Consider the following 16,395-nt stretch of genomic DNA (forward strand, 5'->3'; position numbering starts at 1 on the left):
CCCCAAACAGTTACATTGCGCTTATAAGATCAACGCCTAGCAATGCGGCTACATCCTCAACCTCGAAGGGCTTGTTTAAGTAACCATTAAACAGCGTATCGCAGCCTCTTTCTTTCATTTCATCTATGGTATGGGCTGTAACCAAGTAGATGCTTGCAGAGGAAATACAGTTTTTCAATTCCCAATCTCTAATCTTTCGTGCCGCCTCGATACCATCCATCCCCGGCATCTCACAGTCCATAAATACAATGTCAGGCCTCTCTGCTTGACAGCATGCATCGACAGCCTCACGACCTGTACAGGCAATATCAATGTCTGTGTTTTCCCAATCTTCAAGAACGCTAGACAGAATAAAGCGGTTCACATCATCGTCATCAACAATCAAAATCTTAGTAGGGTTAATGAAGTTAGGTTTCTTCGATTCTTGCGGTATGAACTGAACCAAACAATCCACCAGCTCGGTATAAGTAATGGGCTTACTTAAATAACCATCAGTAACCTCGAGGATTTTTTTCTTTTCCACCATTAGAGCGGATGCCGTAGCGGCAACAACTGGTATGTTCTTTGTGTCTGCATTGGATTTAAGGCGCTGAGTTGCTTCGTATCCATCCATAACCGGCATTTTCATATCCATGAAAATAAGATCCGGACCATGCTGCTGCGCCAGAGCTATCGCTCGCTCTCCATTATCTGCCAACAAAACCTTAAAGCGCCACTCATCAAGGTAGGTAACCAGCAGATCTCGATTCATCTGGTGGTCATCCACCACCAATATAGTTGCAGGGGAAAATTGAATGGAACCAGGGCGACGCTCCCGTTTGAGATCACCTTTATGACCAAGCTCGGATAAAACCTCAACACCGTCGAATCTGCACTGAAACGTGCTGCCGCGCCCTAATGTACTTTCTAGCGTCAGATCACCGCCCAGAAGATCCACGAGTTGTTTAGTCAAGGCCAGCCCCAACCCTGTCCCCCCATAATCACCTAATTTCTGACCTGTCGCCTGCTCAAATGCTTTCAAAACGAGGGGTTGGTCGGCTGAGCTAATTCCCTTCCCGGTATCAGAAACTGACAATATAATGGTCGTCAAGGCATCATTTTTATCGTTCGAAAACGCCTGGCAATGAACTTTAATATAGCCGTTGTCGGTAAATTTTAAGGCATTACCAACCAAGTTCATCAGTATTTGCCTGAGTTTAGTCTCATCAAAGCTAATGACATCTGGCACCTCACTGGAAACATTCAGCGTTAAATCCAGATCTTTCTCAGCCGCTTGTCGTTTGAATATAATGCCTATCTCATGTAACAGGGATTGCATAGACATCGGCTGCTTTTGAACAGGCATCTTCCCTGCTTCTATTTTTGAAAGGTCTAATACTGAATTGATAAGATTCAGCAACCCTTTCCCCGCTAGATGGATAGATTCCAAATACTGCTTCTTATCAGCGTCTTTCTCTTTTGCCCTTAGTATTTCAGAATACCCTAGTACCACATTGAGCGGAGTACGGAGTTCATGGGACATATTGGACAGAAATTTGGATTTCGCCAAGTTAGCAGCCTCGGCTAACCGTAAAGATTCGTTAAGCTTGGCAGTTCGCTCATCAACCAATGATTGCAATTGATTTCGGTGATTCTCAAGTTCTTTATTGGCCTCGAGCACTCTCAGATTGGCTGCGCCGGATGCTCCTATCATTTCCGCAATTCGGACTAGAAACGCCATATGCGATTTTATGGTGGCCTCATCATATACGGGCACCTTCGCAATGGCCTCCAGATAAGCCTCCTCCTCAAAGCCCGCCTCTTCAGCTTGCCTCAAAAATACTCTACATCAGGCTTCTCTATGAAAAACTGACCGGTGAAAAAGTTTGCCATATGCCGCCCGTTAACGATGACGGGCGTCGCCACATCGACTAACCCATTTCGACAACGATACACATTATACTTATCACCTTTGGATAATGATCCCGCCAATGATGTATCACTTTCGTGGCAACGCTTTCTTGTGACATCACTTTCGCGGTGGAATTGAGTGCAGGAATCCTGCCAGTTGGTGGCTATCAGTATTTCGCCTTCGAGATCAAGCAGCGCAGTAACCATTCCTGTGATATCGCTGTAGCTCTGGAATAGTTCCGTTAGCTCTTCAATATCAATGATTTCATTGATATGTGGCCCGCCCTTATCGCGAATAATTATATTATTATTCGACATTTCATTATTACCTGGCCGCATCTAAAACTTGAGCTGTGCAGATACAAAAGTGAATTTTTGCCTAATTACGAACAATCAGAAAAGCAACTGCAATATTGATATTAGTACAATATAGTTCAGAAACCAAACGATATTGCCAGGGGCGAGGGTCAAACTGGGGATGAACGGGTAGTGTTCAGAATTCTGTGTCATTTCTTTATCATTAGACCAAAAGAGATGACCTATGACCAAACCTACTTTCGATATGGAAGCCGCCCTCAAAGCCCTGCGTGAAGGCCAAGACCTCACTGGCAAGGACGGCATCCTGACACCCCTGATCAAACAGCTCACAGAGGCCGCCATGAAGGCCGAGCTGGAAGAGCATCTGGCCAACGAGGAAGCCCCTAACCGTAAGAACGGCAAGTCTTCCAAGACCATAAAAGGCCCTACGGGCAGCTTTGAGCTGGATACCCCCAGAGACCGGTCTGGCACCTTCGAACCCCAGCTGGTCAAAAAGAACCAGACTCACCTCACCGATGAATTGGAACGCAAGATCCTGGCTCTGTTTGCCCTGGGTAACAGTTATCAGGATATCCGCGGCCATATTGCCGATCTCTACGGTGTCGAGCTTTCCAATGGTACCATCAATGCTGTCACCGACAAGCTTCTCCCAGAGCTTCAGGCATGGCGTGAGCGAGATCTGGAGGCTATCTATCCGATCGTCTGGCTGGATGCGATTCACTACAAGATCAAGGAAAACGGCCGCTATGTCAGCAAGGCTATCTACACCATTCTGGGCCTCAATATCGAAGGCAAGAAGGAGCTGCTGGGCCTGTATTTATCGGATCAGGAAGGTGCTCACCACTGGCTATCTGTGTTGACCGACCTGAACAACCGGGGCCTAAAAGATATTCTGATTGCCTGCGTGGATGGCCTGAAAGGCTTCCCTGAAGCCATTGAGACCATCTACCCCGACACCGAGATTCAGCACTGCATCATCCACCAGATCCGCAACTCCATGAAGTACGTTGCCTCCAAAAATCAGAAAGCCTTCATGAGTGACCTGAAGTGCGTTTACAAGGCTACCACCCTCAACGCCGCAGAAATTGCCTTGGACGACCTGGAAGCCAAATGGGGCGACAAATATCCAATGGTAATCCAGTCTTGGCGCAGTAAATGGCCGACGTTATCGACTTACTTTAAGTACCCGGATTACGTGCAGAAGGCGATCTACACGACAAACGCTGTCGAGGCTGTACACCGCCAGTTCCGAAAACTCACCAAGACGAAAGGCGGCTTCCCTAATGAAAACAGCTTACTGAAGCTGTTGTATGCCGGTATACTCAAAGCCACTGAGCGATGGACTCACCCGATACAGAACTGGAACCTGACGCTGTCACAGCTCACAATCCACTTCCCAGACCGGCTGGAGAAATACATCAGCTTATGACGCCACTAGGCTGACACAGAATTTTGAACGCCCTCGATGAACGGACAAGAACGATCCTGAAGTCAAAAGATTACGAGCCACACCCTAAAAAAGAGGCACGGCTCGCACAGGGCATTAGAAAGAACTTCATAACACCTTAATTAAAAACCACCATTACGCACAACATTAATGAGGCAGCGGAATTGCGTATAGTCTGCCCCCTATCTTCATGAGTTGCACATGGGATCCTCGATATTGCACCAATGTAATACTTTCTACGCTCTCAATCTCAGTAGCTTTTATTGGGAACTTCACATCCGAAGGCTCAATGATATTACCTTTTGCATCAAGTACTACCGGGGTGCCATCTTTCTCAAAACCAATAGAGTAGGGCCTCAGCTCTGTGCTTGGAACGGTATCTTGCGGTCTCTTCTCATCAGCACACGCTGACAACGAAATAGCCATACCCAACAAAACATACTTCACACTACCCATACGACTAGTTTTCATATTGTTCTCCTATTTACATTACAAAATTTATTGAAGCATACCCAAACCTGCCAGGATAAAACAAAAACGAACTGGAATTCCAAATCTCATATTCGTCTTTAATGTCTTCCAAATTATCCAAACCTACAACAACCTTCCCACAACGACAATCAAACAAATATTCAGCAGACAACCCGGTTATTATATTCTCCTCAGTCGAGCTGACCGCCACAATCGGAGAAAAACCATCACTTTGATTCTCTGTTTTTTCCTGCCGAAAGTAATTAGCATACAGCCTCAACTTCCACCTATCATCAAAAGAATATCTTACCGCCAAGGGAATACCTACATCATTCAATGATGCAACCCCTTGAGCATCTTCTACCAAATCATCACGAAGCCGACTAGAGTAGTACTCCGCAGTCAAACTCAAACCGTTACTGAATGAACTATTAAGATAAACCGAATAACCATTCTCCTCTGCGGAAACCAAATAATCGGCATCACTCAATGCTGTCACATTGTATTCATAGTCACGCCGATAAATAGCGAGCCCTGCAAAAAGATTTTCATCAATACGCCCGTCAATACTTATAGTTTCGATCAAAGCTTCAGTTTGATCATAGACAGAAAAAACCTGATCAAACCCCATAAACATTGTTGGCTCAACAGTCTGCATGCTCGACTCATTTCGCATAAATGTTTGATAAACTGCCGATCTAATTAGCCAATCATCACTTAATTCCCAGTATGCTCCGATCTTAGGAAGAATTCGATCATCGCTATCGATGACGTTTGAGTCAGTTGGCATTCCATAAACCTCTGCTGACTCATCTCCAACGTCCTCACCTCTTAGGTAGGAAACTCCGCCCTCCAAGCCAAAACCATCCTGAACCTCTTGAGAGACATATAAGTAAATATTAATCTGATCATACTTGGAAATTGAGATAGCCTTGTAGAAATCGAATCCAAAAACACTAGATACAATTGAAAGATCTCTTTCTTCCTGTAAATACCCTGCCCCAAAAATAAGCGATCCATTTCTGTATCTTCGAATCAACTGGAACTCAATAGCCGATGGATCCACCTCTAAATCTGACACCGTTTCAATACCGTCACTTCTTACAGATGACTGATGTTCTTTATAGGTCTGTCTAATAGCAGATACCAAAAGATAGCTATCTGAAGACAAACGATGCGTCCCACCAATACGGCTTGTATCACGCTCAAAGTCTCGAGCGTAGTCAACAATGTCGTCGTCAGAATTTATCCCATATATCTCCCCATGAGTCCATTCCAGATGACGATGCTCAAACTGCAACGACGTGGAGGGAGACACCTCCCACTGCACAAAGCCGCTATAAACATCCTGCTCCTGATCTGCATTATCTCGCCATCCATCCGACTCGAAATGATATTGCCCTAAACTGACCGCGACAGGACCAGCCAGGAAAGACCCGACCAGATCATCACCCCAAGTACCATCACTGCCACCATAACCATTCACTGCACCATACACCCCATCCTGAGTAAACAACGAATGGTACTCGTTATAACCTGGCTGCTGAGGCCCTGCACCCTCCACAAAGCCGATGCCGGTTTCACTGAGCTGAGGCTGCAACGGGTAGGCACTCAACGGCTGCCACAATTGCGACTGCAACAGCTCCGATGCACGAGCAGCATCATAGCGACTATTGCCCCTATATTTATCAGCTAACAAACGATGCCCTTCTGAATTGGTAGGATCTTGACGTATTGCATCCCACCCAGCCAGCAATACTCCTTGATCATAACCTACTTCATCATAGGCTCTGGCCAATGCAGCACTGCGACTGGCCGCATCGCCTTGCAGTAGAGTTTCCGAGCGATACAACGCGCGTTCATCGTTGAGCCTGCGAGAGGTTTCTAATTCCTCTATGGCCCCCACGGGATCGTTACTGTAAAGCTTGCGCACACCTTCATAGTAATATGCAGTCGGATCCTGCGGATCGAGTTGTTTAGCTAATGCCCACTGAACCGATGCCTCGTCGTCTCGCTTTTCTTCAAAGTAGGCTCTGCCTAGATAACTGCGCAAAACGCTTCTGGCTGGATCAAGACTTACAGCATATTCCAGCTGCATCCGGCCCGCCTCTAATTCACCTTGCCGCAACAATACCAACCCCATACCCAACCTGGCTTGAGGATTTTCGGAATCGGCTTTAATGGCAGATCTAAACAGCGATTCTGCTTGCTTATAATGATGATTAAACAAGTCAACAAAGCCAGACTGCACCAGCACCACGGGTGCAGCATTGTTTAACGCCATAGCACGGTCAATTGACTGATCGGCTCCCGAGATGTCGCCGGTGGCAACCTGTAATTCACTCAAGCGCACCCATACGATATATTCCTGCGGATAAGCCTGCGCTGCCTCACGGGCTACCTCTAGGGCAGCATTCAATTGCAGATTGCCCTGATAGGCATAGGTGAGCGCCAGCAATGCCGCTAATGATTGGCTGTTAGCTTTAACCGCTGATTGCGCCAACTCTACCGCCTGTTGCGGTTGGTTGGTTAAGGTGGCTATCAAACTTTGCAGTGCCAGGGCTTCCCCAGTATGGATATCGGTTACCACCATCTTGGCTAAGCGCAAATTCCCTACGGACAAATACGCAGATGCCAATGAAACTTGAACCGCTGTATCAGGCGCTGGAATAGAGGTCAACAACTGGATCGCTAAATCGGCTCTGCCCGCCGTAATATGACGCGAGGCACGGGAAAGCTGCTGGTTATACTTTGGGGAACTCAGCTGGGCGGTGAGTACAAGCGGGGGGAAATACACCGCCCAATCTACTGTATCGGTTGCTGTGAGCTGCATCACCTGCATCGGTGATCCCTTAACAAGGGTAGCGCTCTGACCATCGATTAAGGTTTGAGTGGCCCCGCTCTGCACCGGAGTCACGCTAACCTGCCCTTCTATGACGCTTATTTTGCTACCGTTGGCATCCGCAGCCACCAAAAATTCGGTGCCATCCACAGCTGCATTCGTGTAAGTCGTTCGAACTTCAAACCGCTGGGTGAGCCGACTGATGAAATGGCTGACACCCTGCTTGACCTCGATCCAAAATCCCTGGCTTTCAGCTGTGTATGCAGCCGGAAAAGACAAAATGGTATTCTCATCCAGTCGCACAAAACTGTTATTCCGCAGATAGATGGCTGCCCTACTATTAGCCCCCACATGTAACTGTTGCCCAGGGCATACCACGTCATCAGGTTTCAAATTCTTATTTTCAGATACAACGCCGTCAACTTTTAACACGTCAGCGTGCTTCAGCTGTACATGACCATTCACGGACACTACCATCGCCGCCCAGTCGTCACAGGCATAGGCTACTGATTGAAATAAAAACGACAACCACAATACAACAGCAGTCGGTGTTCGCACGCGAGTCTCCCCATAAATATCAACTCAACCCATCTTGGGCCAAGCTGTATGTCGCTGGCTGAATCGAAACAACACTACAAGCCCAAACTGGGCAAATCTGTTCAATAAATCTGTGGTTGGTATTCTGAGAGCTTTCCAGATAGGAAAAACACTAACGACCTCTTAAAACCCAAGGACATTTTGCTTATTTTTATTAGCTAAATCTAGACACCTGTGAAAATTACCAAAACATAGATGGAACTTTTCCAGGTATTACTTTTCTTCCAGGACTATTATCCCATCAGGTTTAAGCAACTCTGCGTTATCTGCACTGGCAATATTGCTTAATAATTGCACAAGCAATTCGGTCGGCCCGTCCTCTGGATAGTAACGCGCAATAGACTTAAACAGCTTAAGCGCTGCCTGTATGTGTCCTGCCTCAAACTTCAATATTGCCAATTGATACTGTTTCAACAGCACAGGATCAGGTGTCTGTTTGACCGTGTATAAACGCAGCGGGTTGGCTTTCCCCACAAAGCGGAAGCGCCCCAAATATCGAATAGACTCATCTGTTCTGTCTATACAGGTTTCACTGATTAACACATCAGTTCCTAACTGCTTGTTCGCGCCCTCAAGCCTCGACGTTGTGTTAATAATATCTCCCATGGCTCGAAATTCATGATGATCCATTGCGCCAAAATGCCCAAGCACGATTTCACCAGCATGAATGCCTATTCTTGTCGGCAGCTCATTACCGGGATGAGCTGCATTGAATCGCTGCACATTGATGCTGATCTCATCCACTACCGATTTTAGCGCCTGCCATGCCCCATGCTGATCCAGGTGCAACCAGAGGGCAATCACTCCATCGCCTGCGACATCGGATATGATGCCACCCGCTTTGCGAATCGGTGGAATGATGGCTTGATAGTAATCCTGCATGAGTTCAGCCAGTTCGACCGGGCTTAGGGATTCTGACAGGCGTGAGTAGCCCTGCGCATCGGTGACCAAACACACGCTATTATGATAATCCCGTAACGCGGGCAATCCCTTTTCTGCAACCAGACGATTCAGTTCGTCCGGGGGCAAATATTTGCCAAAGGCCCATTGCAAACGACCTTTTTGCTGAAACAACTCCCGGTTTCTCAACCAAATACCTAAGCCACCACACAGCGGCAGTGTTACTACCACGCTATTGAACCAGGGGAACCATACGTAAAAATGGCTGAACAGTACGTGGGCTGCGATAGTAATGAGACAGACAAACCCCAGTAGCACAGCGCCTGCAGAAAGAGGAGGCAGGTAGCGAGCGCACAGAAAAACAGCCCACCCCAACACAAAAACCAGCAACCCACTTTGCCAGGGCAGTAACTCGCGCAGCCATATTCCAGTGCTAAGGTTGGCGAAAGCCGTTGCCGCTAGTTCAACACCGCTAATATCAAGGCCGTCTTTACGAGTAAATGCCGTGTAAAAGCCATCCTGCTGATCCGGCTGATCTTCTGCTGAATAGCCTACAAATACTGTCGCCCCCTTAATATCGGCTGCCAACACGTCTGGCTGGGTAATCAGATCCGAGAATTCCACTGTCCGAATGGTTCTGGGCGGCCCATACAGATTCAGAGGGAGCGATGCAGGTAACGCCATCAGTGCCTGCATGCCATATGCTCTATCATCCTGCTGTAACACCCAGGTTAATCCGTGGAGCGTTGGAATATCACTGAACGATGGGTGCCGAACAAAGAAACGGCTGACACGAGCGGGGACTTTTGGCAAAACCAGAGGTGCCGTGCCTTGTGCAGCCTGCCGAAACTGAAGCAGGGGTTGTTCTAGTTTTTCCAGGTGAGCATCACCTATTGAATCGCGAGTGGAGCGCGCAAATAACAACACATTACCGGCCTCTGTAATCGCGTTCTGAAATTCCGTATCAGACCCAGCATGCCTTTCTGCTTCAAAAAAAACATCGTAGGCGATGCTCCTCGCTCCAAGCGTTTTCAGGCTGCGAGTTAGATCAGCGTACGGTTGTCGATTCCATTCATGAAGTTTTTCAGAAAGGCCTAACGCGCGAGCGCTGTTACGAGTGATCGCGACAACAACCACATCATCAGGCGGGTCTATCGGCCCCCTGAGCGCAAACAAAAACTCAAGCCCAAGCCGCTCTTCCATTGCGCCACCCACGGGATGCGCACTCCACACCACAACAGCCAGGATGACCAGAAAGGGCGTTATACGCGACATCAACATTTGGAGCAACGAGTGCAAAGGCTATATCCCGAATAATGAGACTTAGCTGCACACTATATGAAACCCGGAGCAGTTTGACTACTGCCGAATCAGCCCGTGTCGCTCAAACTCAACCCATGCGTCTTCGCAGATATTGAAGTCATGAGGATTCTTGTAAAGCAAATGCCCATCGATCAGAGTACATTGCGATGCAACCGCCCCGCCGTCACAATCGTAATAGGTTTTGCACTGTGTTTTGCCATATTCACAATCAGGGCCACTACCGGGCCGATCACAAACGTCCTCAACAATCGGTTCACCACTACACCCCATGGAGTAGCCCCAGCGCTGCAAGCTCTCGCCTGCAGGCACCGACCATCCCCAACTGAACCCGTATGGCACAATCACATCGACTGTACCTCGCGTCTCAATGATCGGAACGGCTGGTTTCCGGGTTCCATTTGCATGAACCGAACGACACTGCTCAGGGTGTTGTAGTGGAAAACTTTGCGATGTTACCACTGCCCCCGAAAACACTTCCGAATGCTCGCACGCAAGCAACCCGGCCATTGCTCCACCATTGGATAGCCCTGCAGCGTAAACACGATCCTGATCAACGAAGAGCCCTTTATTGCGACTGTTGGTATTAGTGAGACATCCCACCAGCTGCAGAGAGAAATCTATATCGTTGCCACCACCGGTATCGCAACAGTAGTCACCTGCATCCCAGGATGGAACGACACCGCCCCCTTGTGGGTATACCACGATAGCTCCCTCGCGCTCAGCCAATTCACCCCAACAAGAGCTTTGCTCCTGGGCGACTCGATTAGCTCCAAAGCCGTGAAAATCTATTATTAAAGGGGAATCAGGGCGAAGATTATGGGGCACATATAAACCGTACGCACGCACCCGGCTGTTCACAATCATGTAATTGGTTTTGACTTCTCCTGGCGTGATTCTGGACGTGCCACACCAATCAAACGAGAAGCAAACTTGAGGCAGGAAAACTACGATAAACACCAATGCTTGAACAATACTTCTGGCCACACTACACCTTCCTGAAAAGCAGAATAATCTGCACTGCTGTAAGGCACTCACCAATACTGCAATCATTTGGAGGCGTATTAATGAGTATAGTCTGGGTAAAATATGTGATAGATGTGTTTAAGGAATTTTTTAGAGTATGAAAGACTAAGGCTATGAATAAATGTTATTGGTTTTTAGCGATTGGTAAGGGAAAGCGCATGCTAAACTTCGAGCCCTTTTCAACCTCGCTTACCACAGAAATATCACCATCAAGTAACTCAATTAGGCGCTTTACGATGGCCAGCCCTAACCCGGTTCCTTTCGCGCGCGCTGACAACGGGTTATCAATCTGTTCAAATTCTCCAAAGATGCGTGATAGATCCTCAGGGGCAATACCCACCCCCTCGTCGATCACATCCACTATAAGGCAACCTTCTACATAGCGTGTATTCACACAAACTTTTCTGTTTGAATACGTGTACTTTACGGCGTTTGACACTACGTTCATCAGTATCTGAGCTATCTTTCCTTCATCCCCGATCACCATGCATGGCAATTCGCTTTCAAGCGTTAGAACAAGCTCAATTTGATCTTGAGTGGCTCGTTCACTGTTTACCAGAATGATCTCTCTCAGCACTGCATGGGGATCGAATTGAGCCTCTTTTCGCACCATTTTACCTGCATCAATTTTGGAGATACTCAGCACGTCCTCTACCAGATAATTAAGTTGTCGCGATGCAACCTGAATGGTATTCAAACCTTCACTAACGAACTGAGGAACATCCACATCCGCCAGTCGCTGCACCAGCTTATTGCTGAAACCCAATATAGCGTTAAGCGGCGTTCGCATCTCATGATTTAAATTGGCCAGAAAGCGGCTATTGTGTTCCGCCATTCTTTGAACTTGCTTTTTGCTCTCCGACAATTCACTGGCGAGCATTAAGGAATCGCGATAACGGATGCGTAGCTCCATGAGGCTCACAACATGTGAGGACAGCAATTTCAGAAGCTGGAGCTGTTGAGGTGTCAGGCTACGAGGCCTAGTATCAATCGCACACAGAGTGCCAAGCCGAAACCCTTCCGGCGTTGTCAAAGGCGCGCCAGCATAAAAGCGAATCTCCGGAGGCCCAAGCACTAGAGGGTTATCACAAAAACGCTGATCGGCCAGCGCATCTTCGACAATCAGAGTGTCGCTGTTATGAATTGCGTGAGCACAGAACGCGAGATCTCGGCTGGTTTCATTCGCGGCCAAACCGACCTTAGCTTTAAACCACTGACGATCCTTATCAACCAGGCTGACAAGGGCAATAGGAACCTCGCAGATATTGGATATCAGGGCGACAATGTCGTCGAAGCTTGCTTCAGCTCCCGTATCCAGAATTTCGTAGTTCCAAAGCGCTTGCAGTCGCTCGTCTTCATTCCCTGGTTTTGGAGCAACAATCACAGCGAACCCCCAATTTAGTGTCGGTTCGATGAGTATAGACCATAGAAAAAGGCCCGACATTGAAGCAATGCCGGGCCTTTTTGTTGTGCTTACTGAGCCTGATTAGTGAACGTGGCCGTGGGCCAGTTCTTCTTCAGAGGCTTCGCGTATCGATTCGATGCTCACTGCAAAGTGTAAGCGCACGCCTGCCAGCTCATGGTTACCATCGATGGTTACTTCATCACCTTCTACGGCGATGATTCTGATGGGTACCGGCCCCTGTTCAGTCTGGGCCTGGAACTGCATGCCAATCTGCAAATCATCCACGCCTTCAAAGGCTGCACGCGGCACCTGCTGAATCAGTTGATCGTGCTTTACGCCATACCCGTGTTCTGGCTCGACCACCACGTCCAGCGCGTCACCCTGCTTTTTGCCTTCCAGCTCGGCTTCCAAGCCGGGGATTATATTGCCGTAGCCCTGCAAAAACACCAGCGGCTCACGACCTTCGGAGGTGTCGATGATTTCACCTTCTTCATTACGCAAAGTGTAATGCATTCCAACAACCCGGCCTTTCTGGATCTCCATACTCATTCCTCAAATTCTCTAAATGATTGTGCGACGCCTGAAAAAACTCGGGAAGTTCGATCAAACCTCATAAAAAACCCGCCAATACGCGAGATGGCGCTAAGTTTAACAGCCTTGTCGGCCTCACACAAAAAGGGGGCTAACTCCTCCAACTTAACAAAGTTTCGAACGATTGCTGGTATTGGTAGTTAAGTTGTTGTTCTGAATACTGATGTTGTTTTGCTATGGGGCAACGCTTGCGCGCTAAGCAAGTGGATTGACAGCTGGACCGATCCGTTAAACGGTAGTCGATACAGGTGTTCAATTGTTTAACATCACCAGAAAGCGCATTTGCAGGGCAAGCACTGATACACGGCTTGTCTGCACAGGCCGCACAAGGGGCATCAAAGCTCACCGGTGTTGTGGTTGGCAATATTGTTTCGATCCAGATCAACGCCCGATAGGCATACCACAGGCCAAACACCGGGTTGATACCCAGCTTCAGGGGTGAATCGCTATGCCAGCCGACCACTCTGCCTAAACTCTGTAACCCTACCGGTAATTCGCCCGGGTACAGAACCTGATATGAAACACCAGGCCATTCGGCGAGCAGATATTCCTTCACACATTGAATAGAGTGGGTATCCAGGGGGTGCGCTTGTTGCCACGCAGCTTCGGGCAGGTTGTCCCAAAACGCATTACCTCCATTTCCCAACAGTATGAAAGAGCCGTGACTCCCACCGGCACCTACCTGCGCCGATAGAGCTTCTGCCACCGCCTGCGGCAAATCCGCCAAACGAAAGCTCGCCTGCATATTCAGCCCGAATGCGTCGAGTAAAGTGCTGTTCAACTGCCCGTAGGGGTTTGGCACCGTCATATAAAATTCATCCCTTTGAATAACATAGCGGCGGCTCGGCATTTTCATGAGAGCATCACACTGGAATTTTGTAACTAACTGAATTATAGAACTTTATCATGCCCATTTGCGAGGCATGGCTGCCCCAAAAATGTGCTTTAATCTGTGGTTTTGGAGACGTTGACATTCCTCTTAATCCGTATATCCTCAACATTAGCTAGGAAAGTTCGGCTAGATATTTATGTTCAATCGTTACGAAGTCCCATCAGTAGAACCTCGTCCTTTTAATCATAAGTAACACCATCTCTTCTCAGCTAAACCGCCCTGATAAGGCAAATATACAAATGTTTTAATAGGAAAAGGCTATGTCAACAACTACTGGCACCGTTAAATGGTTCAACGAAAGCAAAGGTTTTGGCTTCATAGAACAGGATAACGGCCCTGATGTTTTCGCTCACTTCAGTGCTATTCAAGGTTCAGGTTTCCGCACCCTGACTGAAGGACAACGCGTTCAGTTCACAGTCACTCAAGGCCAGAAAGGCCCTCAGGCTGAGAACATCGTTGCGATCTGATCTAGTCGTTAGATAAGATCTTCTGAAAGGCAGGCCTAGAGTCTGCCTTTTTTGCTTTGCCAAATAGGAATCAACAGCGCAACGCTTCGTATGCTTGACGAATTTCAATAAAATGCGCTGGATCACCCCCTCTGTCTGGGTGGTGCTGCCTGGCGAGAGCTTGATAACGCCGCTTGATTTCATCCATGCTCGCGCCCTGCCCCAAACCCAGAGCCTGCAAGGCATCTTGCTGCCATTTTGCTTTTTCAAAGCGATTCCAGAAACTATCCAATAACGCATCCACTTGCTCTTGAGTGGTTTCATGGTAGTGATGCCAATCAAGGTAGTACTCCGCCATCGGGTCGGCTGTTGGTAAATCGTCACTGATCATTGACGACTGGCCGCCGACCAGCAAGCGCACATCCAACGTTTCGATCTGCAGAAGCAAGCGCTCCTCCGCCCACAGAGCACGTCGCAACCGATGCAATCCATTCATGATCAGGAAGTTCTTTTTAAACAGGCTGAGCTCACCCGCGCAATCCAGAGATTCGAATACAGGGTGATCGGAAAGCTCGGTTAACAGGTGATGTACGCCGTACGGAGCCGCGCTAAGCGAGGCAAGGTTGCGCCTAAGTATGGCAAGGATATCTGGGATTAAAGGGTTCTGCTGACTCGTGTTCATTTAACAAGCCTAGCAGAACCCTTCTTTTTGGGGGATATTCGAAGAGTATTTACGCCTGTGGGCGCATATGCGGGAACAGGATAACGTCACGAATGGATGGCGAGTCGGTAAACAACATTACCAAGCGGTCGATTCCGATCCCTTCTCCCGCCGTAGGCGGCATACCATATTCCAGCGCGGCAATGTAATCCGCATCAAAGTGCATGGCTTCGTCGTCACCGGCGTCTTTTTCTTCCACCTGCTTTTTAAAACGCTCGGCCTGATCTTCCGGATCGTTCAGCTCCGAAAAACCGTTGGCAAGCTCACGGCCGCCGACAAAAAACTCAAATCGATCGGTAACAAACGGATTGTCATCACTACGACGAGCCAGGGGTGAAACCTCAGTTGGATATTCGGTGATGAACGTGGGGTTCTTCAGCCGATGCTCAACGGTTTCCTCAAAGATCTCAATTTGCAGTTTGCCCAGGCCATAGGTCGGCTTAACCGCCACACCCAGTTTTTTGCACACGGCGGTGGCTGCTTCAATGGTACTGAGATCTTCTGCTGTCAGATCAGGGTTGTATTGAAGAATGGAATCGAACACGCTGATGCGGGCAAACGGCGAACCGAAGTCGTATGTTTCGCCCTGATATTCAACATCGGTTTTACCCAGCACATCCATAGCAATAGTGCGCAACATGTCTTCGGTCAGATCCATCAGATCTTTGTAATCCGCGTATGCCTGATAGAACTCCACCATGGTGAATTCCGGATTATGACGTGTAGACAAGCCTTCGTTGCGGAAATTGCGGTTGATTTCGAATACGCGCTCAAAGCCACCCACCACCAGACGCTTCAAATACAGCTCCGGCGCGATACGCAGAAACAGCTCCATATCCAGCGAATTATGGTAGGTAGTAAAAGGGCGTGCTGTTGCACCACCAGGGATCACCTGCATCATGGGCGTTTCCACTTCAAGATACCCACGGGTGCGCAGGTAGTCACGAATGCCTTCCACCACAGCGGTGCGAACACGGAAAGTTTCCCGCACGTCTTCATTGACGATTAGATCCACGTAGCGCTGACGATACCGCAGCTCCTGATCCGCCAGCCCTTTGTGCTTATCCGGCAGCGGACGCAGGGATTTTACTAAATGATCGCACTCTTCAATATGAACATAAAGATCGCCTTTGCCAGACTTCTGCAGGGTTCCGGCCACACCGACGATGTCCCCCAGATCCCAGGTTTTTATGTCATCTAATACAGTTTGGGGCAGCGCTTTACGGTCCACATAAAGCTGAATACGGCCGGTCATATCCTGCAATACGATGAAGGCGCCGCGATTGAGCATGACCCGCCCGGCAACTTTAACGGGAATGGCCAACTCTTCCAGCTCTGGCTTGGTTTTCTCGCCATACTGCTCTTGCAGTTCGGAGCAATAATGCTCACGACGAAAGCCGTTAGGAAAGGCATTGCCTTTCTCACGTTTGCTGGCCAACTTTGCACGACGTTCGGCGATGAGTTTGTTCTCGTCCTGTTCCGCTGCTGGTTGCTTCTGTTTGTCTGTCATGGTGATGCCTTTTTCGTGG

The 16,395-nt window shown here is 48.4% G+C and carries 12 protein-coding genes and 1 pseudogene; 2 read left to right on the plus strand and 11 right to left on the minus strand.

Features of this window, described 5'->3' with window-relative positions:
* Positions 1–10: 10 nt before the first annotated feature.
* Both Kalk_RS04990 and Kalk_RS04995 read right to left on the minus strand, forming a co-directional pair.
* The gene (locus tag Kalk_RS04990; protein WP_407656852.1) at positions 11–1,720 is read right to left on the minus strand and encodes a response regulator; all 1,710 of its coding nucleotides are present in this window, start codon (positions 1,718–1,720) and stop codon (positions 11–13) included.
* An 18-nt stretch (positions 1,721–1,738) separates the two neighbouring features.
* Positions 1,739–2,229, minus strand: a pseudogene (locus Kalk_RS04995) (PocR ligand-binding domain-containing protein); the annotation flags it as partial.
* A gap of 202 nt (positions 2,230–2,431) precedes the next feature.
* Here Kalk_RS04995 and Kalk_RS05000 point away from each other — a divergent pair.
* On the plus strand, positions 2,432–3,637 hold the full coding sequence (locus Kalk_RS05000; RefSeq protein ID WP_101892936.1) for an IS256 family transposase: 1,206 nt from the start codon (positions 2,432–2,434) through the stop codon (positions 3,635–3,637).
* A 165-nt stretch (positions 3,638–3,802) separates the two neighbouring features.
* Here the strand turns inward: Kalk_RS05000 and Kalk_RS05005 are convergent, their stop codons facing one another.
* The 7 genes from Kalk_RS05005 to Kalk_RS05035 form a co-directional block, all read right to left on the minus strand.
* Positions 3,803–4,126: a hypothetical protein gene (locus Kalk_RS05005; RefSeq protein WP_101893155.1), complete on the minus strand. Its 324-nt coding sequence runs from the start codon at positions 4,124–4,126 to the stop codon at positions 3,803–3,805.
* Positions 4,127–4,139: 13 nt separating this feature from the next.
* Complete coding sequence (locus Kalk_RS05010; RefSeq protein WP_101893156.1) at positions 4,140–7,526, minus strand: FecR domain-containing protein; 3,387 nt, start codon at positions 7,524–7,526, stop codon at positions 4,140–4,142.
* 252 nt (positions 7,527–7,778) lie between these two features.
* Complete coding sequence (locus tag Kalk_RS05015) at positions 7,779–9,764, minus strand: CHASE2 domain-containing protein (protein WP_158643313.1); 1,986 nt, start codon at positions 9,762–9,764, stop codon at positions 7,779–7,781.
* Between the two features lie 60 nt (positions 9,765–9,824).
* Positions 9,825–10,772 (minus strand): alpha/beta hydrolase family esterase, encoded by a 948-nt coding sequence (locus Kalk_RS05020; protein ID WP_158643314.1) that lies wholly within the window; start codon positions 10,770–10,772, stop codon positions 9,825–9,827.
* A 163-nt stretch (positions 10,773–10,935) separates the two neighbouring features.
* Entirely contained in the window at positions 10,936–12,195 is a 1,260-nt protein-coding gene (locus tag Kalk_RS05025) for a GAF domain-containing sensor histidine kinase (protein ID WP_158643315.1), read from the minus strand.
* A 102-nt stretch (positions 12,196–12,297) separates the two neighbouring features.
* Complete coding sequence (locus Kalk_RS05030; protein ID WP_101893160.1) at positions 12,298–12,759, minus strand: FKBP-type peptidyl-prolyl cis-trans isomerase; 462 nt, start codon at positions 12,757–12,759, stop codon at positions 12,298–12,300.
* Between the two features lie 139 nt (positions 12,760–12,898).
* Entirely contained in the window at positions 12,899–13,663 is a 765-nt protein-coding gene (locus Kalk_RS05035; RefSeq protein WP_158643316.1) for a hypothetical protein, read from the minus strand.
* 296 nt (positions 13,664–13,959) lie between these two features.
* Here Kalk_RS05035 and cspE point away from each other — a divergent pair, with 296 nt between their 5' ends.
* A complete protein-coding gene (cspE, locus tag Kalk_RS05040) occupies positions 13,960–14,166 on the plus strand; it encodes a transcription antiterminator/RNA stability regulator CspE (protein ID WP_101893162.1) in 207 nt (68 codons plus the stop codon).
* A gap of 70 nt (positions 14,167–14,236) precedes the next feature.
* Here the strand turns inward: cspE and Kalk_RS05045 are convergent, their stop codons facing one another.
* Both Kalk_RS05045 and lysS read right to left on the minus strand, forming a co-directional pair.
* Positions 14,237–14,827, minus strand: coding sequence for a DNA-J related domain-containing protein (locus Kalk_RS05045; RefSeq protein WP_101893163.1), 591 nt, complete (start codon positions 14,825–14,827; stop codon positions 14,237–14,239).
* 49 nt (positions 14,828–14,876) lie between these two features.
* The gene (lysS, locus tag Kalk_RS05050; RefSeq protein ID WP_101893164.1) at positions 14,877–16,376 is read right to left on the minus strand and encodes a lysine--tRNA ligase; all 1,500 of its coding nucleotides are present in this window, start codon (positions 16,374–16,376) and stop codon (positions 14,877–14,879) included.
* Between the last annotated feature and the right edge of the window lie 19 nt (positions 16,377–16,395).

The sequence above is a fragment of the Ketobacter alkanivorans genome (genome assembly GCF_002863865.1).
GTDB lineage: Bacteria > Pseudomonadota > Gammaproteobacteria > Pseudomonadales > Ketobacteraceae > Ketobacter > Ketobacter alkanivorans.

Bases quoted from the DNA above. Each gene is read 5' to 3' on its own strand.
- Kalk_RS04990 (WP_407656852.1), bottom strand. From the start codon at position 1,720: ATGGCGTTTCTAGTCCGAATTGCGGAAATGATAGGAGCATCCGGCGCA.
- Kalk_RS05000 (WP_101892936.1), top strand. From the start codon at position 2,432: ATGACCAAACCTACTTTCGATATGGAAGCCGCCCTCAAAGCCCTGCGT.
- Kalk_RS05005 (WP_101893155.1), bottom strand. From the start codon at position 4,126: ATGAAAACTAGTCGTATGGGTAGTGTGAAGTATGTTTTGTTGGGTATG.
- Kalk_RS05030 (WP_101893160.1), bottom strand. From the start codon at position 12,759: ATGGAGATCCAGAAAGGCCGGGTTGTTGGAATGCATTACACTTTGCGT.
- Kalk_RS05035 (WP_158643316.1), bottom strand. From the start codon at position 13,663: ATGAAAATGCCGAGCCGCCGCTATGTTATTCAAAGGGATGAATTTTAT.
- cspE (WP_101893162.1), top strand. From the start codon at position 13,960: ATGTCAACAACTACTGGCACCGTTAAATGGTTCAACGAAAGCAAAGGT.
- Kalk_RS05045 (WP_101893163.1), bottom strand. From the start codon at position 14,827: ATGAACACGAGTCAGCAGAACCCTTTAATCCCAGATATCCTTGCCATA.
- lysS (WP_101893164.1), bottom strand. From the start codon at position 16,376: ATGACAGACAAACAGAAGCAACCAGCAGCGGAACAGGACGAGAACAAA.